Source organism: Streptacidiphilus jeojiense, assembly GCF_000719095.1.
Classification (GTDB): domain Bacteria; phylum Actinomycetota; class Actinomycetes; order Streptomycetales; family Streptomycetaceae; genus Streptacidiphilus; species Streptacidiphilus jeojiensis.
The window spans coordinates 146,134-164,628 of record NZ_JOEH01000014.1; the positions used below are offsets into that span (position 1 = coordinate 146,134).

General features: G+C 72.0%; 11 protein-coding genes. 3 read left to right on the forward strand and 8 right to left on the reverse strand.

Annotation, left to right across the window (positions count from 1 at the left end; genetic code table 11):
* Nucleotides 1-2: 2 nt before the first annotated feature.
* From IF29_RS0119795 to IF29_RS0119805, 3 genes are read right to left on the reverse strand one after another with little or no spacing between them, the layout of a single operon-like run.
* Nucleotides 3-869, reverse strand: a complete 867-nt coding sequence (locus IF29_RS0119795) for an ABC transporter permease (protein ID WP_030256597.1) — start codon at nt 867-869, stop codon at nt 3-5.
* The gene (locus tag IF29_RS0119800) at nt 869-2,095 is read right to left on the reverse strand and encodes an ABC transporter substrate-binding protein (RefSeq protein WP_030256599.1); all 1,227 of its coding nucleotides are present in this window, start codon (nt 2,093-2,095) and stop codon (nt 869-871) included. Before IF29_RS0119800 ends, IF29_RS0119795 begins: the two co-directional genes overlap by 1 nt.
* 8 nt (nt 2,096-2,103) lie before the next feature.
* Nucleotides 2,104-3,138, reverse strand: a complete 1,035-nt coding sequence (locus IF29_RS0119805; protein WP_232242214.1) for an ABC transporter ATP-binding protein — start codon at nt 3,136-3,138, stop codon at nt 2,104-2,106.
* Between the two features lie 200 nt (nt 3,139-3,338).
* Between IF29_RS0119805 and IF29_RS43730 the strand changes: the two genes are divergently transcribed.
* The gene (locus IF29_RS43730) at nt 3,339-4,832 is read left to right on the forward strand and encodes a helix-turn-helix domain-containing protein (RefSeq protein ID WP_051725536.1); all 1,494 of its coding nucleotides are present in this window, start codon (nt 3,339-3,341) and stop codon (nt 4,830-4,832) included.
* Between the two features lie 12 nt (nt 4,833-4,844).
* Here IF29_RS43730 and yicI read toward each other — a convergent pair whose 3' ends face one another.
* A complete protein-coding gene (gene yicI, locus IF29_RS0119815; protein WP_030256604.1) occupies nt 4,845-7,148 on the reverse strand; it encodes an alpha-xylosidase in 2,304 nt (767 codons plus the stop codon).
* A 291-nt stretch (nt 7,149-7,439) separates the two neighbouring features.
* Here yicI and IF29_RS0119820 point away from each other — a divergent pair, with 291 nt between their 5' ends.
* Nucleotides 7,440-8,795 (forward strand): MptA/MptB family glycosyltransferase, encoded by a 1,356-nt coding sequence (locus tag IF29_RS0119820; RefSeq protein ID WP_157623834.1) that lies wholly within the window; start codon nt 7,440-7,442, stop codon nt 8,793-8,795.
* A 161-nt stretch (nt 8,796-8,956) separates the two neighbouring features.
* Nucleotides 8,957-10,513, forward strand: coding sequence for an MFS transporter (locus IF29_RS0119825; protein WP_198037511.1), 1,557 nt, complete (start codon nt 8,957-8,959; stop codon nt 10,511-10,513).
* A gap of 22 nt (nt 10,514-10,535) precedes the next feature.
* On the opposite strand, the gene IF29_RS44450 is transcribed toward IF29_RS0119825, so the two are convergent.
* From IF29_RS44450 to IF29_RS0119850, 4 genes are all read right to left on the reverse strand, one after another.
* Entirely contained in the window at nt 10,536-11,990 is a 1,455-nt protein-coding gene (locus IF29_RS44450) for a phosphatidylinositol-specific phospholipase C domain-containing protein (RefSeq protein WP_063757539.1), read from the reverse strand.
* 146 nt (nt 11,991-12,136) lie between these two features.
* Nucleotides 12,137-14,578, reverse strand: a complete 2,442-nt coding sequence (locus IF29_RS0119840; RefSeq protein ID WP_030256611.1) for a SpoIIE family protein phosphatase — start codon at nt 14,576-14,578, stop codon at nt 12,137-12,139.
* Nucleotides 14,579-14,696: 118 nt separating this feature from the next.
* Complete coding sequence (locus tag IF29_RS0119845) at nt 14,697-16,400, reverse strand: SulP family inorganic anion transporter (protein ID WP_232242215.1); 1,704 nt, start codon at nt 16,398-16,400, stop codon at nt 14,697-14,699.
* An 11-nt stretch (nt 16,401-16,411) separates the two neighbouring features.
* Nucleotides 16,412-18,235 carry an alkyl/aryl-sulfatase gene (locus IF29_RS0119850; protein ID WP_030256617.1) on the reverse strand — a complete coding sequence of 608 codons (1,824 nt, stop codon included), beginning with the start codon at nt 18,233-18,235 and terminating at the stop codon, nt 16,412-16,414.
* Nucleotides 18,236-18,495: the final 260 nt, after the last annotated feature.

An 18,495-nucleotide genomic window follows, 5' to 3' on the forward strand; every position in this document is an offset into this window, starting at 1 on the left:
CCTCACAGGTTGTCGAGTGCGCCGGTGCGGCGCACGGCGAGCAGGTAGCCGACGATGATCAGTACCGGCACGCAGGACACGGCCGCGGCCAGCGGCAGGTTGAGCGTGACGTTGGAGGCGATGACGTTGCCGAGCATCTGCGTGGTGCCGCCGACGATCTGCACCGTGAGGTAGTCGCCCAGGCTCAGCGAGAAGGTGAAGATCGAGCCGGCGATCACCGCCGGCTTGACCAGCGGCAGCACCACCCCCACGAAGGTCCGCCAGGGCCTGGCGCCCAGGTCCCCCGAGGCGGCGAGCAGGCTGTCCGGCAACTGCTCGAAGGCCGTGTACAACGGAAGGATCATGTACGGAAGCCACAGGTAGGACAGCACGATCACCACTGCCGGTATCCCGAAGCCGGGCGAACCTCCGCCGAACGGCGCGGCGATCCAGTCGATGACGCCGCCGTGACTGAGCATCACCCACCAGGCGTAGGCCTTGACCAGGTACCCGGCCCAGAGCGGGGTCAGCACCGCCACCAGCAGCAGGCGACGGCTGCGCGGCCTGGCCACCCTGGCCATGTAGAAGGCCATCGGGAAGGCGATCACGGCGTCGATCAGCGTCACCGCAGCGGCGATGCCCAGCGTGCGCAGGGCGACGTTGCGGTAGAGCGGATCGGTGAGCACCGTACGGAAGTTGTCGGTGTTCCAGAGGTAGTCGATGTTGGAGGTGAACTCGTTGGTCGTCCAGAAGGCGGAGACCAGGAGCACCACGAGCGCGCCGAGGTAGGCCAGCGCGAGCCAGGCCATGGGCGCGGAGATCAGCGCTGCCAGGCGCAGGCGGGGGCGGCGGTGCAGCGCCCCCGCCAGCCTGCGGACGGGTGGGGTCATCAGCCCTTGATCTCGTTCCACGCGGTGACCCACTGGGCGTAGGTGGTGCAGTCGTTCTTGCCGCTGCCGTCCAGGCAGAGCTTGGTCGGGGTGTTCCAGTAGTAGACGTTCTTCCAGTAGCTCTCGTCGGCGGCGTGGTAGTCGGCGCAGAAGCTGGGGTTGTCGGTGATCAGCGCGCAGGCCTTGGAGTTGGCCGGCGCCTCGCCGAAGTACTCGGCCACCTCGGCGTTGACCTTGGGCGAGACGATGTAGTTCATCCACTGGTAGGCGCAGTTGGGGTGTGCGGCCTTGGCCGCGATCATCCAGGTGTCGGACCAGCCGGTGGCGCCCTCGCTGGGCAGGATCGCCTTGGTCTTCACCTTGCCGTCGGCGGCCACGGCCTGCTGGATGACCTCCCAGGTGGTGCCGAGCAGGTCGTCCCCGGAGTCGAAGGCGGCCTGCTCCTTGGTGTAGTCGCTCCAGTACGAACCGACCTGCTGCTTCTGGACCTTGAGCAGGTCGGTCGCGGCGGTCAGCTGGGCCTGGGTGAGTGCGTAGGGGTTCTTGATGCCCAGTTCGGGCTTGGTCTTCATCAGGTACAGCGCGGCATCGGCGATGTAGATCGGGTCGTCGTAGGCGGTGATGTGCCCGGTGTAGGGCGAGCTGGGTGAGAACACCGCGGACCAGGAGGTGGGGGCTGGGGTGACCTTGGCGGTGTTGTACATCAGCAGGTTGGCGCCGCGCCCGTGCGGGATGCCGTAGGCGACGCCGTTGACCGAGTTCCACGGCTGGTTCTTCAGTGCCGGGTAGATGTCGGCGTAGTTGGGCACCAGGGCGGTGTTCACCGGGGCCACGTTGCCGCCGGCGATCAGTCGCAGGGTGGCGTCGCCGGAGGCCGAGACGGTGTCGTACTGGCCGGTCTTCATCAGCGCGACCATCTCGTCGGAGGTGCCCGCGACCTTGACGTTGACCTTGCAGCCGGTCTGCTTGGTGAAGGCGGAGACCCAGTCCACGGTCTTGCTGTCCTGGCCGTACTCGACGTAGCCGGCCCAGGCCACGATGTTGACCACGCCCTCGCCGGGGCCCAGCGACTTCTGCATGGGGATGTTCGGCGGTGTGAAGCCGGCGGTGGAAGTCGTCCCTCCGCTGCTGGTCGGTGTGGCCGAACAGGCGGCGGCGAGCAGCAGGGTCGACGCGACGACCAGCCCGCGCACGGTCCGGGATCTGGGGGAACGGTAGGCGTTCATGGATGCCCTCACTGTGGGTTGTCGTTCGGCGTGGTGTTGCCGGGGCGGGCGCTGAGCCGGACGGTGTGCCGGCGCTGCCAGGCGAGCAGGACCGTGGAGCCGCGGTGCCGGGCCACGTCGGTGCTGGACTCCTCGACGTTCTGCCGCAGGGCGACCAGCCGGCCGCCGGCTTCGAGGTCGACCACGAAGCGGGTCAGCGCCCCGGCGTAGACGACCTCCACGATCGTTCCCGGGGCCGAGCACTCGTCGGGTCCGGCGGGATCGTCGGGGTGGGTGATCCGGATCTTCTCGGGGCGCACCGAGTAGAGGCCCGGCTCACCGAACACCTGGGCCGCCGCGTCGCCCTGGAGCAGGTTGGAGGTGCCCACGAAACCGGCGACGAACTCGGTCGCCGGGTGCTCGTACACCTCGGCCGGGGTGCCCACCTGCTCGATGCGTCCCGCGTTGAAGACCGCGATCCGGTCGCTCATGGTGAGCGCCTCGTCCTGGTCGTGGGTGACGAAGACGAAGGTGATCCCGGCCTCGCGCTGGATCTGCTTGAGCTCGATCTGCATCTCCAGGCGCAGCTTGAGGTCCAACGCGCCCAGCGGCTCGTCCAGCAGCAGCACCGAGGGCCGGTTGACCAGCGCCCGGGCCAGGGCGACGCGCTGGCGCTGGCCACCGGACAGTTCGGCGGGCCGCCGGGCGGCGAAGTCCTCCAGCCGCACGGCGGCCAGCGCCTCGGCGGCCCGCCGGGTGCGCTCGGCCCTGGGGACGCGCTTCACCTTCAGGCCGTACTCCACGTTCTGACGTACCGACAGGTGCGGGAACAGGGCGTAGTCCTGGAAGACGGTGTTGACGTCGCGGTCGAAGGGCGCGAGCCGGGTGACGTCCGTGCCGCCGAGCAGCACCCGCCCGCCGGTCGGCTCCTCGAAGCCGGCGATCATGCGCAGCACGGTGGTCTTGCCCGACCCCGAGGGGCCGAGCATCGAGAAGAACTCGCCGGCCCTGATCTCCAGGTCGATGCCGTCGACGGCGCGAACGGCACCGAAGGCCTTGGTCACCCCAGACAGGGCGACCGCGGACGGGACTGGTGGACCGGCTGCGGATGCGCCGGTGCTGGGAGGTGGGCTGTCCGTCACGCTGGTCCTCGGGGTCGGGTGGCGGCTGGTGATGGCAAAACCTATGAACCCAGATGACAATTCGGCTATGGATGGCCGCACGGACTTCCCGGCCGCCGTTGTGCACGCATACAGTCCGCGCCATGCCCGTGCGTCTGCGTGACCTCCTCGACATCGAGGGGCTGGCCCTGCGCTGCTGTACCGGGGACGGCGGCCTGGACCGGCAGGTCAGCTGGGCCGCGGCGTCCGAGCTGGCCGACCCGACACCGTGGATGAACGGCGGTGAGCTGCTGCTCACCACCGGGCTGCGGCTGCGCACCGCCGCGGCCCAGAGCGCCTTCGCCGCGCGGATCGCCGGGGCCGGCGGATCCGGCATCGGTTTCGGCACCGGACTGAGCCACACCGCCGTCCCCCGCGCCCTGCTGGCCGCCGCCCGGGAGTGCGGGCTCCCGGTGCTTGAAGTCCCCTACCAGACCCCGTTCATCGCGCTCGGCCGCCATGTCGCCGAGCGCATCGCCGCGGAACGGCTCACCGAGCAGGGCCGGCTGGTCGAGGCGCACGACCGGCTCACCCAGGCGGTCCTCGCGGGTGACGCCCTGGAGCAGCTGCTACGGACGCTCAGCCGCGAGATCGGCGCACCGACCGCGCTGCTGGCCGCCGACGGCGGCGCACTGGCCGGATCGCTGCCTGCCGCACCGGAACACCGGCTCCAGGTGGAGGTCGACGGAGTGGTGGTGGCCTGGCTGCTCGCCGGCCGCAGCGAGCAGCCGGAGCCGCTGCACTACGCCGCGAGGCTGGTCGCCCTGGAACTGGCCCGGCGGCTGTCGTTCGTGGCCGGACGCCGCGGCCTGCTGGGGCGGCTGCTGGGCGAGGTGGTCAACGGCACCCTGGACGGCGGCGCCGCGGACCGGCTGCTCGCGGTGCACGGCGTCGATCCGGCCCGGCGCCACCACGTCCTGCTGGGGCAGTGGACCGACCGCAGACCCGGACACGAGCCGGAGAGCCGCCGCCGACTCAGCCATCTCGCCTGGTCGATGCCGCAGTTCGGCGAACTCCCGGACGGGCGTGCGACCCAGCCGCTGTCCGCGGTGGTCGAGGGCCACCTGCTGGTGCTCCTGCCCGAGCACCCCGAGGACGGCGAGAGCCAGCAGGCCGCCGAGATCCACGCCAAGACCCTGTGGGAGGCCCTGCGCCGCGACCCGGTGCGCGGCGCCACCGCTGCCGTCGGCCTGAGCGCACCGGGCGCCGGCGCGCGCGGGGTCCAGGAGGGCTACCTGGAGGCCAGGGCGGCGATCAGCAGGGGCGTGGGCGTCCACACCGGGACCCGGCCACGCCTCGCCGACCTGCTGCTCTCACCGCTGTCCCCCGCGGTGCGGCAGCTGAGCGACCGGATCCTGCAGCCACTGCTGCGCTTCGACGCCGAGCACCGGGCCGACCTCGTCGGCACCCTGCGCCGCTATCTGGCCACCGACGGATCGGTGCAGGCCACCGCCGAGCAGCTCTTCGTCCACCGCAACACGGTGCGCTACCGGCTGTCCCAGATCGAGGAGTTGACGGGGCTCTCACTGGCCACCACGGTCGACCGCGGGGAACTGTGGCTGGCCCTGCTGGCGCTGGAGCGCTCCAGAAGCGGCTAGCGCCGCCCCGCTCTACCCGGCGGTGCCGCCGTCGGGCCAGGGCAGGGTGAGTTCCCGGGTTCCGGCCGGGGCCCGGTGCAGCGGGCCGGTCGGGCCGCCGAGCTGGACGTTCCAGAGCAGCGGGCTGTCGGTGCCGATCGTCAGCACGTCCCCCTGGCGGCGGACCTGGAAGCCGGCGGCCTGGCCGGTGCCCTCCGGGTCGGGGACGGAGACGGTGCGTTCCGCGCCGTCGGCGAAGGCGTGCACCCGCAGGGTCACCCCGTCGGCCCAGTCCGAGACGGGACGGCTGTCGTCGGCGGCGAAGGGGATCACCGAGTCGGGGCGGGCCAGCAGCGGGAGGGTGGCGAAGCCGTGGGTCTCGCGCACCCAGCGCGGGCCGGTGACCTGATCGCCGGTCAGGACGTTGGTCCAGGTGCCCTGCGGCACGTAGTACTGCACCGTGCCGTCCTCGCTGAACACCGGGGCGACCAGCAGGTCGTCGCCCAGCAGGTACTGCCGGTCCAGGGTGGCCGCGGCCGGGTCGTCGGGGAACTCCAGCACCATCGCGCGCATCACCGGTGTGCCGCAGGCGTGCGCCTGCTGTGCGGCGCGCTGCAGGTAGGGGGCGAGCCGGTGCTTGAGCCGGGTGAAGTCGCGGGTGACCGCCACCGCCTCGTCGCCGTAGTCCCAGGGCACCCGGTAGGACCTGCTGCCGTGCAGCCGGCTGTGCGAGGACAGCAGTCCGAACTGCACCCAGCGCTTGAACAGCGCCTCGGTGGGGGTGCCCTCGAAGCCGCCGATGTCATGGCTCCAGAAGCCGAACCCGGACAGGCCCAGGGACAGTCCGCCGCGCAGCGACTCGGCCATGGCGCTGAAGGTGGACTCGCAGTCGCCGCCCCAGTGCACCGGGAACTGCTGGCCCCCGGTGGTGGCGGAGCGGGCGAACAGAACCGCCTCGCCCTCGCCGCGCTCCTCCCTGAGCAGGTCGAAGACGGTGCGGTTGTAGAGCTGGGTGTAGTAGTTGTGCATCCGCTCCGGGTCGGAGCCGTCGTGCCAGACCACGTCGGTGGGGATGCGCTCGCCGAAGTCGGTCTTGAAGCAGTCCACGCCCTGGTCCAGCAGCACCCGCAGCTTGTCGGTGAACCAGCGGGCGGCGGCCGGGTTGGTGAAGTCGACCAGGGCCATGCCGGCCTGCCAGGTGTCCCACTGCCAGACGCTGCCGTCGGCGCGCCGCACCAGGTAGCCCTCGCGCATGCCCTCCTCGAACAGCACGGACTTCTGCGCGATGTAGGGGTTGATCCAGACGCAGACCCGCAGTCCCTGCTGCTTCAGCCGGGCCAGCATCCCCACCGGATCGGGGAAGGTGTCGGCGTCCCAGCTGAAGTCGCTCCACTGGTAGCCGCGCATCCAGAAGCAGTCGAAGTGGAACACGCTGAGCGGTATCTCGCGCTCGGCCATGCCGCTGAGGAAGCGGTTGACCGTCGCCTCGTCGTAGTCGGTGGTGAAGGAGGTGGACAGCCACAGGCCCAGCGCCCAGGCCGGGGGCAGCGCCGGACGGCCGGTCAGGGCGGTGTAGCGGGCCAGGATCTGCTTGGGGTCCGGGCCGTGGATGACGAAGAACTCCAGCTGCTGGTCCTCGACGCTGAACTGGACCTGGCTCACGGTCTCGGAGCCGACCTCGTAGCCGACCCGGCCGGGGTGGTTCACGAAGACCCCGTAGCCGTGGTTGGTCAGGTGGAACGGGATGTTCTTGTAGGCCTGCTCGCTGTTGGTCCCGCCGTCGGCCTGCCAGATGTCGACGCTCTGGCCGTTCCTGGTGAACGCGGTGAAGCGCTCGCCCAGGCCGTAGACCAGTTCGCCGACGCCCAGGGAGAGCTGACCGAGCATGAAGTGCCGGCCCTCGGCGTCGGTGACGAAACCGGTGCCGCGGGCCCCGATCGAGGTCAGCACCCGGCCGCCGGCGGTGAAGTCGAGCTGCCAGGGGCCCTCGGTGTCCACCCGCAGGCCCAGCTCGCCCGAGCTGAGCTCGACCACCGAGCCGTCCCGGACCACCTTGCCGACGCTCTCCCGCGGGTCGGCGCCCGGCAGCTCGAACTCCGGGCCCGGACGCAGCGCGCCGGCGTGGTGGGTGACCCGGACGCCGATGACGCCCTCGGCCGGCGACCAGCAGTCCACCGTGAGCAGCGGGCTGTTCAGCGTGTCGGCCCGCCGGACCGTCCGCTTCACCGGCGCGAACAGCGTCAACCGGTGCTCGTCCGCACGCAGTTCGGCGACCTCGGCGGCGTAGCGCGCGGTGACCCCCGGCCGCATCAGCCAGTAGCCGTCGGTGAACTTCATGGGTGGTCTCCTCGTCGGTCGGCCGCATCGTCGAAGCGCTTCTCCTACCCATCCTCGATCACTCTTCACGGCCGCACCACGATCTGCTGAAACTGACGCACCACCAGGTCCGGGGGGTGGGTCGCCGACCCCATCCGCGACCGTCTACATTCTTGTAGACGTCATACCCGAAACCAAGATCTTCTCTCACGCTCGCCCCCTAGATTCCTGGCGGGGGCAATCGATTCATGCGGTCGTCGAAGGTCGCGCGTCCGACAGACGAAGGGGACAGCCATCCAGCTCCGGCAGGCCTTGACCGCAGTACGACCGACCGCATCGCCCGTCACCGCCCGGGCCGCGGCAGCAGCCCTGGCGGGCGTGCTGGCCACGCCTGTGGTCGCGGTCACCCTCTCGGTGCTCGGCGTGCTGCTGCTGGCGCTGGCGGGAGCCGGTGCGCCCAACGACCACACGGTCGCGGTGCGCCTGCCGCTGTCCGTCCTGCCTCCGCTGTCGGCGGCCCTGTCCACCAGGGTGATGTGCGGCGCCATAGCCGCGCAGGCACTGGGCCTGCTGGGCATGCTCCTGGGACTGCGCCGCGGTTGGCGCCCCCGGGTGGCCCACCTGTTCGCAGCCGGCACCGCCGCGGTGCTGCTCTGCAGCTCCCTGGCACCCACCGGCTCGGGCGATGTCGCCAGCTACGCCGCCTACGGACGCCTGGCCGCCCTCGGCGCTGACCCCTACCGCGCCGACCCGGCGTCCCTCGGCAGCCGCTACGCGGACCTGGTCAGTCCCAGCTGGCTGCACACCTCCTCCGTCTACGGGCCGCTGGCGACCTGGATCCAGCAGGCCGCCGCGACCGTCGGCGGCGACCGGGCCTGGCTGACGATCTGGCTGCTGATGCTCGCCAACGCCGCCGCGTTCCTGGTCACCGGACTGCTGCTGGTGCGCACGGCCGAGGACAGCAGCCGCGCCGCCGTCCTGTGGGTGGCCAATCCCTTGCTGATCGGCCAACTGGTCGCCGGCGGCCACCTGGACACCTTTGTGGCCGGTCTCTGCCTCGCGGCCCTGGTGCGAGCCCGCGGACCGGGCACCTGGCGGGCGGACGCCACCACCGGCATCCTGCTGGGGCTGGCCTGCGGACTGAAGATCAGCGCCGGGCTGGTCGGGGCCGGCCTGGTGCTGGTCCTGGTGCGCGAGCGCGCCTGGGCACGGGTGCTCCGGCAGTGCGCGGCCACGCTGTGCACCGTGCTGCTGCTGTACTCCGGCTACGGGATGCACGCCCTCGCCCCGCTGGGCGCCGCCGCCCACCTGGTCTCCGTCCCCTCGCTGTGGCAGGCGCTGCGCCACCTCGGCGACCCCCTCGTCGGCGCGGCCGCGACCGGGGCCGCGATCAGCCTCGGCTGGCCGGCCGCGACCGCCGCCATAGCCTGGCGGTTGCATCTGCGGCTCCCGGCGCCCGCATCCGCCTCGCCGCTGGTCGCGATGGTGTTCGTGCTGACCCTGGCCTGGGTGCTGGCCGCCCCGTGGGCCATGCCCTGGTACTCCGCGACCAGTTGGCTCTGCGCCGCCCTGCTCCCCCGCAGGAATCCGCTGCTGTGGGTGCTGCTGGCGGCCACCACGTTCCTGGCCCTGATGCACAACACCGCCGGACGGGGCTGGTCCTGGTGACACCGCAGAGCCTGCACGTCCTGCCCCTCCCCCACCCGGGTCCGCCCCCGGCGCCCGCCGACCGGCCGGGGCGCGCACTCCCGGCCACCCCGCCGAAGGCGAACCCGGGCCGCCGTCGACCAGCCCGCTCCCAGGTACGGTCCTGGCTGCGCCATCCGATCGTGGCAGCCACGGTCCTCGCCGCCGTGCTCCAGCTCCTCTGGGCCCTGTTCCTGGCGACCAACGGGGGCGACCTGGCCGCCCAGTACGCCTGGGCGCAGTTCGCCTCGGCCCACCCCGGGTCGGCCTACGACCTCTCCTGGTACGGGGGCATGCACCCCGCCTCCTACAGCGTGCTCACCCCCTACCTGATGGACGTGCTCGGGGTGCGCGGCACCGGGGTGGCAGCCGGGACCCTCGCCGCGGCGCTCCTGGCCCGGCTGCTGATGCGCTCGGGCGTCCGCCGACCGCTGCTGCCGGCCCTGTGCGGGGCGCTCGCACTGTCCTGCAACACGGTGTCCGGACGCATCACCTTCGCAGTCGGCACGGTGCTGGCGCTCGCTGCGGTCGTGCTGGTCCACGAGACGGTCGCCAGGCCCCGACGCACAGCCGCCGTCGCCGGCCTACTCGCGGTCCTGGCCACCCTGGCCAGCCCCGTGGACGGACTGTTCCTGCTGGCCATCGCACCGGCCCTGTTCCTGACCGGAAGACGGACGGCCGCCGTCTCGCTGGCCGCCGGACCACCGCTGGTCGTGGCGACCACCGCCGTCCTGTTCCCCTTCTACGGCGTGCAGCCCTACCTCTGGTTCCAGCTCACCCTGGTACTGGCGACCACCCTGCCACTGGCGCTGCTCGCACCGCGGTCCTGGCGCGCCGTCAGACTCGGGGCCTGGACCTACGCCCTGGGCAACCTGCTGACCCTGCTGATCCCCTCGCCCATAGGCAGCAACGTGGAGCGGCTCGCCCTGCTGTTCGCAGCCGCGCTGCTGCTGGCCGCGGCACGGGCCAGCACGGGACGGCGGGCCCGCGCACTGTGGATCGCCTTCGCGCTGGCACTGTCCTGGCAGACCGTCCAGCCGATCACCGACCTGGCCCTCACCGTGCCCGCCGACGGCTGGACCCAGTACGCCAAGCCCCTGGCCGCCGAACTGGCCCTGCTGGACGCGGACCGGGGCCGGGTGGAGATCGTCGGAACCGCATCCCACGTCGAGGCGTCGAGCCTGGCGAACACCGTGGAACTGGCCCGGGGCTGGAACCGGCAGGCCGATCTCACCCGCAATCCGCTCTTCTACGACGGCACCCTCGACAGCGCCGAGTACCGTGCCTGGCTGGGGAACTGGGCCGTCGGCTACGTCGTCCTCCCCGTCCTGCCTGCGACGCGCTTCGACTACGCCTCCGCCGCCGAGAGCCGCATCGTCGCCGCCGGGCAGCCGTGGCTCGACCCGGTCTGGAGCGACGCGCACTGGAAGCTGTACCGGGTCGTGGACGCGACACCGATGGCCGGCGCGCCGGCGACCGTGGTCGAGGCGGGCCAGGCCGAGCTGACCCTGCACTTCTCCACGGCCGGAACCGCGCTCGTCCGGATCGCCTGGTCACCCTGGCTGTCCGTACTCGGCCCGGGCAGCGGATGCCTGACCCCCAGCGGCTCCTGGACCCGGCTGACCGTGCCCGCAGCGGGCACGGTCAGCATCGGCACCAGCTACAAACGCTCACCCGACACCCACTGCCCGAGCAGGTAGGCGACGGATCAGGGCAACGGGATCAGGGTAGGGTCCAGACTTGGCCGTTGGTGCTGTGGCAGCTCCAGATCTCCAGCTGGGTCATGTCGGTGCTGGTGGCGCCGGGGTCGTCCAGGCAGAGGCCGGACTGGGCGCTGACCAGTGCGCCGGACTCGGTCGCGGTCCACTGCTGGTTCGAGCCGCCGGTGCAGGACCAGAGGTCGACCTTGGTGCCGTTGCTGGTCCCGCCGCCGATGACGTCCAGGCAGAGGCCGTTGATGCGCAGCGTGCCGTCGGACTGCGGGGTCCAGGTCTGGGCGGCGGTGCCGTTGCACGTGTAGAGGTCGACGACGGTTCCGTTGCTGGTGCCGTCGTAGGCGGCGTCCAGGCACTTGCCGCTGATGCCCGAGGCGAGCGCCCCGCTGAAGCTCACCCCGGGGTTGCGGTTGACGATGGCCGTGACCAGCGCGTATCCGGGGTAGTCCATCTTCACCACGCCGGTGCGCGCCGCGTTGCCCGCGTTGAGGTAGTTCAGCAGCAGCGGGTTCTCGTTCGCGGCGACCTGGGCCGGGTTGGAGCCGAACGGCGCGCAGTTGGAGGAGGTGTAGGTGGTGTAGAGGGCGCCGGAGCCGTCGTTGTTCGCGGCGACCAGGTTGGCCTGCACCTCGTTCCACTTGCTGGTGGTGTCGCACTGCGTGTAGTCGTTCTCGACGTACGAGCCCCAGTTGCCGGTGGTCAGCTGGGTGAGGCCGTAGCCGCCGTAGACCTCGCCGCGCGGGCCGGTGAAGTCGGTGAGCACGATGTGGCCGCGCGCCTGGCCGAGCGTGGGCAGGTCCGCGGTGCTGCTGCCGGTGACGCTGGGCGCGTAGAACAGGCCGGGGTACCTGGCCACGTAGCCCTCGAAGATGCTGATCCGCTGGGCCGCGGTGGTGTTCGACGGGTCGTCGGCGCAGTGGCCGATGGAGGCGGTGCCGCTGCCGCCCTCGGTGGAGTCCGCGTCGCACTCGCCGTGCAGGTCCATCAGGACGGTCTCACTGGGGTGCGCGGACAGGAAGGCCTGAGCCTTGGTCAGCACGTCGTCGAAGTTGGCGTTCTGATAGATCGTGGTGTGGTGGATGGCGAAGGCGCCGCCGGTGACCCGGACCCGGATGTCGATCGACCGGATCCCGGCGTCCAGCTGCGCGGTGAGGGTGGCGGCGCTGTCGCCGTGGTCCTCCTGCGCCTCGTAGGAGTCCGGCAGCAGGCTGCCGCCGTGGATGGCGAGGGTGTCGTGGGTGCCGGGGATGGACATGCTGCCCAGGCTGGTCGCGTCCGGGACCTGGCCCATCCAGTCCGAACGCGTCTGTGCCGTCAGGTTGTTGAAGGAGCTCGACCAGCCGCTGGGCTGCGCGGGCGCCGGACCGGCCGCAGCGAGCACCACGGCGAGCGCGGCGGCGCAGGCCATGGACGCGCGGCGGAGCAGCGTGGGGGTGAACCGCCGCCGGTGGGAGTGGGTCACGGACGGATCCTTTCGGGGAGATGCGCCGGAATATCATGTCCCTGTCATTCGACAAGGTACGTGTCGATCCGCCCCGTGTCCGGATCATGCGGCGGTACGGCAGGCGTCCGGTCCGCGACCGGCGGATGGCGGCCGGGCGGCGCCGGTCAGTCCGCGACCGGCGGCAGGAGTTGTTCGGCCCAGATGGTCTTGCCGGTGGCGTGGTGGCGGCTGCCCCAGCGCTGGGTGAGCTGGGCGACCAGGAGCAGGCCGCGGCCGCCCTCGTCGTAGGTGCGGGCCCGGCGCAGGTGCGGAGCGGTGCTGCTGGAGTCGGAGACCTCGCAGATCAGGGTGGCGTCGTGGATCAGCCGCAGCCGGATCGGCGGGGTGGCGTGCCGGATCGCGTTGGTGACCAGCTCGCTGACGGCGAGTTCGGTGGTGAAGACCAACTCGTCCAGACCCCAGGCACCGAGCTGGTCGGCGACCAGGTGGCGGATCCGGGAGACCTCCGCCGGATCGGCCTCGACCTCCCAGTCGACGACCCGGGAGGCGTCCAGGACCCGGGTCCTGGCCAGCAGCAGGGCGATGTCGTCGCGGGCGCCGGAGGCGGAGCCCAGCTTGTCCAGGATCCGCCGGCAGATGCTGTCCAGCGAGCCGTCCGGGCGCCCGAGGGCGTCGGCGAGCGCGGCGCGGCCCTCGTCGATGTCGCGCAAGCGGTCCTCGATCAGCCCGTCGGTGTAGAGGGCGAGCAGCGCGCCCTCGGGCAACTCCCGCTCGACGGCCTCGAAGGGCAGGCCCCCGACGCCCAGCGGCGGGCCCACCGGGATGTCGACGAACTCGACCGTGCCGTCGGGCAGCGCCAGCGCGGGTGTGGGGTGGCCGGCCGCGGCCATCGCGCAGGTGCGGGAGATCGGGTCGTAGACCGCGTACAGGCAGGTGGCTCCGACGTCGCCGGCGGGCTGGCCGACGTCGGACTCCTGGGACAGCCGGATGACCAGGTCGTCCAGGTGGGTGAGCAGTTCGTCCGGGGGCAGGTCGACGTCGGCGAGGGTGCGTACCGCGGTGCGCAGCCGCCCCATGGTCGCCGACGCCTGGATCCCGTGCCCGACCACGTCGCCGACGACCAGGGCGACCCGCAGGCCGGACAGCGGGATGACGTCGAACCAGTCGCCGCCGATGCCGGTGTGCGGCGCGGCCGGCAGGTAGCGGGAGGCCACCTCGACGGCGGCGGGGCGCGGCAGCGACTGCGGGAGCAGGCTGCGCTGCAGGGCGAGGGCGGTCTCGCGTTCGCGGGTGAACCGGCGGGCGTTGTCGATGCACACGGCGGCGCGCGCGGTGATCTCCTCGGCGAGCAGGACGTCGTCGGGGACGAAGGGTTCGGGGTGCCGGTGGCGGTAGAAGACGGCGACGCCGAGGGTGACGCCGCGGGCCAGGATCGGCACCGCCATCACGCTGTGCAGTCCGTGCTCCTCGACCACCCGGGCCTGCGCCGACTGCGGCTCGGGCCAGCCGAGCGCGTCCCGCGGCCGGATCGGGTGGAACAGCGGCCGGCCGGAGGCCAGGCAGCGGGCGTGCGGGGAGGACGGCGGGTAGACGCCCATGGTCCCCAGGTCGATCGCGGCCTCCGGCGAACCGGGCGTGACGGACAGCTGGGCCACCCGCCGCAGCGCCACGTCGGCCGAGGACGACGCCGACGCCGACGCCGACGCCGTCTCGCCGGTGTCGTCGCGGTCCTGCAGGTCGAGCAGGTCCACGGTGACGAAGTCCGCCAGATCGGGCACGCACACCTCAGCGAGCTCCTCGGCGGTGCGGGTGATGTCCAGCGCGGTGCCGATGCGCACGCTCGCGTCGTTGACCAGTTGCAACCGGCGCCGGCCGAGGTAGGTCTCGGTGATGTCGTGGGCGGTGAGGCAGACCCCGTGCACGGCACCGTGGTCGTCGGCCAGCGGGGTCAGGTGCGCCGACCAGGCGTGTTCGCGCGCCTCTCCCCCGGTGCGCATGAAGCTCTCCACGTCGAGCCGTTCACCGGTGGCCAGGACCCGCAGCATCTGCTGTTCGAGTTCCGCGCTCTGCGGTTTGCCGCCGATCTCCGGGATCCGCAGGCCGATGATCTCGTCCTCGGGCAGCCCGATGACCCCGGCCATCGCCGCGTTCACCGCCAGCAGCCGCAGTTCGGTGTCGTAGATCGCCACCGGGCAGGGCGAGCGCGCGAACGCCCACCGGGGGACCTCGTCCAGCGGTCCGGCCGCCTCCGGCTCGTCCCGCGGCAGGCGGCTGAACAGCAGCCACTCGCCGCGCGAGGTCATGTCGGGATCGGTGCGGTGGGCCAGCACCCGCACCGGTACCTCGCTGCCGTCGCGGTGGCGCAGGACGACGCTGCCGTTCCACCGGGTGGCGCCCTCCGGCGGCCGCACCGCCGCCTGCCCGCGCGCCAGCAGGCAGGCGGCGGACTTCCCGACGATCTCCTCGGACGCGTACCCCAGCAGCCGGCGCGCGCCCTCGTTCCAGTCGGTGACGACTCCGGACGCGTCCACTGCGGCGCGGGCGGTGACGGCCTGGTCGAACGGGTACTCCGGCTGCCGGACCGGCTCTGCACCGCTCTGCGTCATCGCTCGCCGTCCCTGTCGCCTCGTGCGCGTCGCGGGGTCACCCTCGGCATCGCATGCATCCCAGAAGACAGCTTTGCCCGGAATTTTACCTTTATCAACCTGAAAGAGATCAAGAGGGTCACCGCCCGCCGGCGGCGATCCAGGCAAGGGCTTCGTCCACGGCACGGTCGAGCGGAGCGAGCAGCGCGGGCTGGGCCGGAATGACGGCGCCGTCACCGAGTTGTGTGGCGATCCCGGTGCGCTCCAGCAGGGCGGCGAGGGGTGGTTGGACGCCGGCGAGGACCAGCCGCCCGCCCTGGGCGTGCAGGCCGGCGGCGTAGCGGCGGACGAGTTTGAGCATCGCCGAGGAGGGGACGTCGGGGGCGGTGCGCATGACCAGGACGAGGACCGCCCTGCGGGCGCCGTCGACGCGGGGCAGTTGGGTCTCCAGGCGAGGCAGCTCGGCGAAGAGGTTGGTGCCCTCGTAGGTCAGCACGGTGACGCGTCCCGGGGGCAGGACGGCGGGCGGGGGTGCGCCGGTGGTGGCCCAACGGCCTTCCGGGTCGCGTTCCAGGGCGACGAGTTCGGACTGGCGGGCGGCCTGGACGCAGTACAGCAGCAGCGACAGCACCGCGCCGATGACGATGGCCTGCTGCAGCGGGAGTTGGGTGGTGGCCGCGAAGGTGACGACCATGGCGGCGGTGGAGAGCCTGGAGGTGCGCCACACCAGGGCGATGTCGGCGCGCTTGCCCCAGATCAGCTCGCCGCCGACGACCAGGATCAGTCCGCCGATGACCGGCATCGGGATCCGCTCCGCCAGTCCGCCCGCCACCAGGACGACCAGGGCCAGGAACACCCCGGAGATCACCCCGGCCCAGCGGGTCCTCGCGCCGGCGCCGGCGGCCACTCCGGTGCGGGAGAGCGAGCCGCCGGCGGGCAGGGCCTGGAACAGGCCGCCGCCGAGATTGGCCAGGCCCTGGGCGGCGAAGTCGCCGTTGACGCTGGAGCGGCTGCCGTCCGGGTTGGGCATCGACGGCGCCACCCCGGCGGCCTGCGCCAGCGCGACCAGGGCCACCGAGAACGCCCCGCCGACCAGGTGCGGCATCGCGCCCCAGTCGGGCAGCGACAGGCTGGGCAGGGACGCGGGGATGCGGGCGATGCCGCGGACCAGTTCCACGTCCGTACCCAGGACGGCGACCGCGACGCCGGTCAGCACCATGGCGACCAGCAGGGCCACCGGCTCCAGCCTGCGCACGGTGCGCGCCAGCGCCCACACCACGATGGTGGCGACGGCGACCAGGGTGGGGGCCAGCTGCCAGTGCCCGATGCCGGTGAGCCAGTTCCACAGCTGCAGCAGCTTGTTGTGGCCGGGCGGCTTGTAGCCGGTCGCATCGCCCAGGACGCCGGTGATGATCTGCAGCGCGATGCCGGTGGAGAAGCCGGTCATCACCGCGTTGGAGACGAAGCTGAGCACGACGCCCAGCCGCAGCGCGCCCATCAGCAGCATGACCGCGCCCACCAGGACGGTGAGCGCGGCGACCGTGCCGCCCGCGTGCGGGTCCAGGCCGGCGTCGGCGATGACGCTCTGTCCGGTCAGGGCGATGGCGCTGGTCAGGGTGGTGACCATGAGGACCGTCGGCGCGGCCAGCGACCCCAGGATCGGCGGCACCACGCCCGCGTACAGACCGGCCACCGGGTTGAACCCGGCGATGGACGCGTACGCCATCCCCTCGGGGATGCTGAACAGCCCGGTCACCATCCCCGCGGTCACATCGGCACCGGTCGGCCGCCCCCAGCGCACGCGGGCCGTGAGCGTGCGCACCCGCCCGGCCAGGTCGGTCACCTCCGGACCCGTCAGGGGGTGACGATGGCGAAGGACTTGTCGGACTCGGTGACGTAGGAGAACAGGCGGCCGAGGACGGCGGGGTCGCCCTCCTGCTGGACCCCGTCCAGGCCCTTGCCGGCCAGCAGCCCGAGCAGCTGCGGCCTGGTGAGGGTCAACGTGAGGTCCGCCGCTGCCGTGGCAGGGGCGCCCAGGGGGGCGGCCCGGTGGGTCAGGGCGCCGTTGCGCAGGGTGAGCCGGTGGCGCCGGCCCTCGTCGGTCAGGGCGAGGTCGACGGTGAGGGTGTCGTTCCAGGCGCGGGGGCCGTCGATGCGTACCGCGACGGAGTCCAGCAGCATGTCGGTGGTCAACGCCATCGCCATGCCGCCGCTGGTGTCCAGTTCGACAGTGCCCGGGCCCTGCCGCAGTTCCAGGGCGGCCATCAGGTAGAAGTTGCGCCAGGTGCCGTTCTCGCTGCCGTGGCCCAGCCGTTCGTAGACCCCCGCCAGCTCCTCCTTCGCGGCCCGGTCCTGCGGGTCGGCGAAGACCAGGTGGTTGAGCAGCGTGGCCGCGAAGCGCAGGTCCCCGTCCGCGACCAGGGAGCGGGCCTTGGCCAGGGCTGCCTCGGGGCCGCCGGCCAGGTCGACGTAGCGCTTGGCCAGCTCGACCGGGGGGTGCTCCCACAGATGGGCCGGGTTGCCGTCGAACCAGCCCAGGTAGCGCTGGTAGATCGCCTTGGTGTTGTGGCTGAGCGAGCCGTAGTAGCCGCGCGCGTGCCACGCCTGCTCCAGCGCGGGCGGCAGCTGCATCTCCTCGGCCACCTCGGGGCCGGTCAGACCGGAGTTGAGCATCCGCAGCGTCTGGTCGTGCATGTAGGCGTACAGGTCGCGCTGCTGCGCCAGCATCTCGACCACGTTCTCCCGGCCCCAGGTGGGCCAGTGGTGCGAGGCGAAGGCCACGTCGTAGGAGTCGCCGAAGAAGTCGACGGCCTCGTCCAGGTACCGCGACCAGATCCGGGCGTCGCGCACCACGGCCCCGCGCAGGGTCAGGATGTTGTGCATGTTGTGGGTGGCGTTCTCGGCCAGGCACAGCGCACGCCGCTGCGGGAAGGAGAAGTTCATCTCGGCGGGGGCCTCGGTGCCCGGGGTGAGCTGGAAGACGATCCGCACCCCGTCCACGGTCTCCTCCTGGCCGGTGCGGGTGACGTCCACCGTCGGCGGGATCAGCGAGACCGTTCCGGTGGAGGTGGTCATCCCCAGCCCGGCGCTGACCTGCCCCTCGGGCGACTTGGGCAGCCGGTCGCCGTACATGAACATCGCCCGCCGGGTCATCGCGTTGCCGGCGTAGACGTTCTCGCTGACCGCGTGCTCCAGGAACCCCACCGGTGCGATCACCGGCACCCCCTGCTCGCTCCCCTCGGGCAGCACCCCGCGGGCGCCGCCGAAGTGGTCCCCGTGCGAGTGCGTGTAGACCAGTCCGGTGACCGGGCGCTCGCCGCGGTGCTCGCGGTAGAGCGCCAGCGCGGCGGCGGCGCACTCGGTGGAGATCAGCGGATCGATGACGATCACGCCGCGGTCGCCCTCCACCAGCGTCATGTTCGACAGGTCCAGCCCCCGGACCTGGTAGATGCCCTCCGCCACGTGGAACAGGCCTTGTTTGGCGCACAGCTGCGCCTGCCGCCACAGGCTCGGGTTGACGGTGTCCGGGCAGGGGCCCTTGAGGTAGTCGTAGGCGTCGTTGTCCCACACCACCCGCCCGTCGGAGGTCCTGACCACCGCGGGGACCAGCGCGCCGAGAAAGCCCCGGTCCGCGTTCTCGAAGTCGGTGGTGTCCTCGAACGGGGGCAGGTGGCTCATGCGTCGCTCCGATCGGCAGCATTCGGGGGTTCGGCGTCGGCCGCGGGGCGGCCTTCGGAATGCGGTCAATGCCTCCTTGCGCAGTCTGCGGCATTCGCCTGGATCGCGCACGGTGAGGACTCAGGTGGCGTACCGGTACGCCGACCTGGGGATGTAACGTCCTCCGACCGAGAAACCAAGTACGTGGTGCAGAGACAATTCCGATCCCGATTCCGCGCGTCGCCTTTTTCTCGGAATACCGCACGCGAATGGGCTGAGCC

Excerpts from the sequence above, each read along its gene's own strand:
- IF29_RS0119795 (WP_030256597.1), bottom strand. The coding sequence starts at position 869 with ATGACCCCACCCGTCCGCAGGCTGGCGGGGGCGCTGCACCGCCGCCCC.
- IF29_RS0119800 (WP_030256599.1), bottom strand. The coding sequence starts at position 2,095 with ATGAACGCCTACCGTTCCCCCAGATCCCGGACCGTGCGCGGGCTGGTC.
- IF29_RS43730 (WP_051725536.1), top strand. The coding sequence starts at position 3,339 with ATGCCCGTGCGTCTGCGTGACCTCCTCGACATCGAGGGGCTGGCCCTG.
- yicI (WP_030256604.1), bottom strand. The coding sequence starts at position 7,148 with ATGAAGTTCACCGACGGCTACTGGCTGATGCGGCCGGGGGTCACCGCG.
- IF29_RS0119840 (WP_030256611.1), bottom strand. The coding sequence starts at position 14,578 with ATGACGCAGAGCGGTGCAGAGCCGGTCCGGCAGCCGGAGTACCCGTTC.
- IF29_RS0119850 (WP_030256617.1), bottom strand. The coding sequence starts at position 18,235 with ATGAGCCACCTGCCCCCGTTCGAGGACACCACCGACTTCGAGAACGCG.